At 50.6% G+C, this 3,240-nt stretch carries 1 protein-coding gene; it reads left to right on the forward strand.

Annotation, left to right across the window (positions count from 1 at the left end; all coding sequences use genetic code 11):
* Positions 1–595: 595 nt before the first annotated feature.
* Complete coding sequence (locus Q0338_RS00800; protein ID WP_298085101.1) at positions 596–3,184, forward strand: DNA polymerase III subunit gamma/tau; 2,589 nt, start codon at positions 596–598, stop codon at positions 3,182–3,184.
* The last annotated feature ends 56 nt before the right edge of the window (positions 3,185–3,240 follow it).

The raw sequence follows: 3,240 nt of genomic DNA on the forward strand, positions 1-3,240 counted from the left end.
CTCAAATTTGACCCGCCTCGTTTGCTAAATTTTGCCGCTTTTTATTTTCTACTTTAATGCGTTAAATTTATCTGTATTCACAACCTTATAAAACGAAAGAAACCTGCGAGTAGTGAAATTTCAAGGCGGCGAGTAACCACCTGATTTAGAGTTATTTATTTTTAGTAGAGCGGTACATCGGGTGCTGGTAGTCGTTCCTCTCGCAACCAGCAGCTAAAAATCCAAATGCCAAAATAAATGCGCATAATACAACTTTTCTCATTTTCTCCCTTTTTTGAATTTCATTTCCGCGCGATTATAGCAAATTTCGCCAAATTACCAAAATCGACGCAGCTAAATTTGGCGGAATTTGGGCAGTGCGATTTGGCTTCAAATTTGTTGCCGTCCAGCGATAGTAAAAAGGCGGAAGCGTCAAATATGCTGGCCCGATTTTCGCTCTTGCTCGTCTAGCGCTCGCACACGATAAATTCGTGCTTGCAGGCAAATTTCCTCGCCGAAATTTATCTCGCCCCGCGACGTGCCGAGCCGTAATATATTAAATTTTTATCCAAAAAAAAGTAGAATATCACATCTTAAATTTAAGGAAAAATCCGTGTTGCAAGCATTAGCGCTTAGATATAGACCGCGAAATTTTAGCGAGCTCGTAGGCCAGGAGGCCGTCAGCACCAGCCTCACGCACGCTCTGGACGAGAGCCGCCTCACCCACGCCTACCTTTTTTCGGGGCTTCGCGGCAGCGGCAAAACCTCGAGCGCGAGGATATTTTCAAAGGCACTGGTTTGCGATCACGGCCCTACTAGCCAGCCCTGCGAGCAGTGCGCCAACTGTATCGCCGCAAACGAAGGCCGCCACATCGACATCATCGAGATGGACGCGGCCAGCCACCGCGGTATCGACGATATAAAGGGGCTCATCGAGCAGACCAAGTACGCTCCGGCGATCGCGCGCTTTAAGATTTTTATCATCGACGAGGTGCATATGCTCTCCACGCCCGCGTTTAACGCGCTGCTAAAGACGCTCGAGGAGCCGCCGCCCTACGTCAAATTTATCCTAGCCACGACCGATCCGCTCAAGCTCCCCGCCACCGTGCTATCGCGTACGCAGCATTTTAGATTTCGCCAGATCTCGCGCCCGGACGTCGTCGCGCATCTTGATTTTATCCTAAACCGCGAAAACGTCCCGCACGAAAAAGAGGCCCTCGAGATCCTCGCTCGTAGCGGCGCGGGCTCGCTGCGCGACACTCTCACGCTGCTAGATCAGGCCATCATCTACGCCAAGGGCGAGCTCACGCAAAGCGCCGTCGCGCAGATGCTGGGACTGCTTGATCCGCAGCGCATAGAGGAGATCTTGGCGCTCGTTATGAGCGGCGACAAATCAGCCGTGAGCGCGGCGGTAGCGCAGCTGGAGAGCTACGACGCCGAGATGGTGATAGATGAGATAACGGCAAATCTAAAGGCAAATTTCCTCGCGCAAAGCCCGAAATACTCGCTGCTTTTGTATGAGAGATTTTTTAGGATCCTCTCGCAGGCGCGCTCGATGCTAAGCGTTAGCAGCGACGGCGGATTCGTGCTTGGCGTGATGCTTTTTATGATGATCGAGGCGATAAATCTAAAATCGATCGACGAGATGATAGCCGTGGACGCGAGGGAAAAATTTGCGGATTCGCAGGCTCGTGCGGCTGATTTTGGCGGCTCCCGTTCGGCGTCAAATTTTGCTGGCGGACGAGGCGAAGCGGCTAAATCTGCGGCTCCTGCGCAGATGGGTCAAATTTCAGCCTCTATTGACGGGTCAAATTCGACAGGTGTAAATGCGGCAAAACTCGCCTCGCAAAACGGCGCGACTGAGGGGCGAAATTTGAGCGCTCAGACTCTAGCCGGCTCAGCAAATTTAAATGCCAAGACGCCGCAGGAGTCGGGCGGTCAAGCCAGCGCCGCGAAAACCCCAAATCCCGCTTACGAGGCGTTTTTGGCCAAAATTTACGACCGCAGCTTTGATCTTGGCGAGTGCTTTAAAAACTGCATCGAGTTTTTGGAGTTTTCAGACGGCTGCATGAGCCTGGCTTCAAGTGCGGCGGGCAACGATCAGAAGCGGCTTCGCGAGGGTTCGAAGGTGATTTTGCAGATCTTGCGCAGTCTTTTTGGCGAGAGCGCAAAGATAAAGATAACTCCCAGGCAAAGCCCAGAAATAGGGGCGCAAGAGCAAAAGGGTACGGCAAATTTGGATGACGAGCGCGGCGGTGTGGCAAAATCTGAGAGCAATGAGGTGGCGTCAAACCAGGCTGGCTCCAAATTTGACTCGGACGGCGTGCAAGAAAATTTAAGCCGAAACGACCAAGCGCAAGAGCCCTCAAATTTGACTAGAAATTTGTTTGCAGGCGGTAGCGAGGAGGGAACAGTTGCGCCCTCGGAGCAAAATTTAGACGCCAAATTTGAAAGCGGCGAGCGGGGCGAGCAAACGCAAAATTTGACGCCGCAAATGCAAGCGGATATTTTTCAAACGGCTAACGACTCGGCGCCGAGCACGCAAGCTAATAGCGACTCACTCAGCGATAAAACCACGCCTTTAAATTTAAACGAAAATGCGGCAAATTTGACGCAAAACTCGCAGACGAATTTAAAACATCCAGCCGAGCCTAAATTTGCGCCTGATTTTGAGAGCATGCGCGACGATACGCACGATTTTCACGAGGCGTATTCGCTAAAATTTAAGAGCGACGACGACGCCCAAGCAGGGGCGGATTTAGCGTTTTTAGATGATGAGCTAAGACGACTAGAGAGTCAAAACTCCGCAAAAACGGAGCAAAAACCAAGCGCCGCGGCTAAATTTAACCAAAACAGCGCGTCGCAAACGGCTACTTTTGGCGAGCCGCCGTTTGATCCGGACGACGTGAGCGAGATGTTTAGCGAAGCGGCAGACTATGATGACGGCCTTTTTGAGCAAGACGCAAGCGAGCCTGCAAACGCCGACGTAAGGCAAAATTTAGATACGTCAAATTTAAGCGGCGAGAAGTTTCAAAACGAAGAAAATTTTGAAGGCTCGTTCTCAAGCGAAGCAAATTTGAATGCTCAAAATCCTGCGTCAAATTTGACTGCAAAAACTCAAACCGATCCCAAAGTCGCAAAAAATCAATCGGTTTTAAAAGAAGCCAAACGACTGTTTGGAGAGCCTGAAATTTTGGAGATTTGACGATATGCACGACGCCGCAGCACTTCTAATCGCACTCATTTTTCTAATCGTAAGCT

This window comes from uncultured Campylobacter sp. (assembly GCF_938018145.1).
Taxonomy (GTDB): Bacteria; Campylobacterota; Campylobacteria; order Campylobacterales; family Campylobacteraceae; genus Campylobacter_A.